This window comes from Serratia oryzae, from assembly GCF_001976145.1.
GTDB classification, from domain to species: domain Bacteria; phylum Pseudomonadota; class Gammaproteobacteria; order Enterobacterales; family Enterobacteriaceae; genus Chania; species Chania oryzae.
Genome location: NZ_MOXD01000044.1, coordinates 1 through 1,338, shown reverse-complemented (window position 1 = coordinate 1,338; position 1,338 = coordinate 1). Strand labels below are relative to the sequence as shown.

The 1,338-nt window shown below is 50.8% G+C and carries 1 protein-coding gene; it reads right to left on the bottom strand.

The features are described from left to right. A partial coding sequence (locus tag BMI79_RS22790; RefSeq protein WP_076944408.1) for a tetratricopeptide repeat protein occupies positions 1-1,338 on the bottom strand: 1,338 nt, incomplete at both ends.

The window sequence follows — 1,338 nt, the reverse complement described above, 5'->3', positions numbered from 1 at the left end:
TGTGCCTGCCAACGCCAATCTCTTGCAGTTGCAGCCAACATGACCCAACAGGGTTTACCCATCGCCCCAGCCAGATGGATCACCGACGTATCCACACCAATAACCAGATCCAGTTGTTCGATAACCGATGCTGTATCAAGGTAGTCTTTCAACAACGTACCGAATGGGCGTAGTTGTGGCCATTCAGCCACCTCATTTTCGCCAGTTCCTTTTTGCAGGCTCACCCATTCGATACCAGGTAACTCGAGCAGCTGGGCTAAGACAGATAGATGCGGCAACGAGCGGTTGCGATCGTTGGCATGCCCAACAGCCCCTTTCCACACTAGCCCCACCTTCAGTTTGTTGCCAGCTATTGTCCAACAGGCATCACGAGCCTTATCGCAGTTGAGATAACGGCCCTCTGGGGCAAAAGGTTGAGATGAAGCGATAAAATGCTGCGGCAGATCCAGCAGCATACTCCAACAGTCGAAGGCTGGGAGCGGTTGTCCGTCCGCCACCACTAAGTACTCGTCAAGGTTCGGAAGTTGACTGATTAAGGGACGCAGAGCGGTACGCCCTAACATAATGACGCGCGCGGCCTGCTTTTCAACTTTTAGTCGTGTCAGATAACGGCAGAACTGGATTTCATCCCCCATCCCTTGTTCTGTTTTAACTAAAATCGTCTTGCCTGCCAGACTTTCACCTTGCCAATAAGGCTGTTTTAATTCAGGTAAAGCAAAGAAGCGTTTCGGGTTCTTAGCAGCATAGCGGGATTGATAGCGTCGCCAGCCCTCGGCATACTGGCCCTTCTGCAACAGCACCATACCTAATGAAGTATTACAACGCTCATCGGCAGGTTGTATCTTCAACACTTGACGCATCTCACGCTCGGCATCGTCCAGTCGGCCTATATACGCTAATACGGCACTCATACCATAACGCGCCTCTATATAATCTGGCCTTGCTTGCAAAGCCTGCTGGTACTGCACTAATGACTCATCGTAACGCCGCATTTTTTCCAGCAGAATGGCATAATTATTATGGCATGCATCGTAACCGGGATGCGCTTTCAGCGCTGCACGGTAATATTTCTCCGCATCGTCAAAACGGCCTGCATCGTAATGAGTAAGCCCTAGCCCATTCAGCATCCCAGCATCTTGTGGCATGAGACGCAACCCGCGTTGATAATAACGCACCGCATCTTCAAGCTGGCCATTGCGCCGCGCCAGACGAGCAGCTTCATGAATAAACCAAACGTCATTAGGCGCAAACAGTAGCCGAGCACGAATTTTTTTCCAGGCTTCCTCTTGTTTTCCCTGTTGAATCAACTGCGTCAATAACTGTCGCTGACGCAACGCA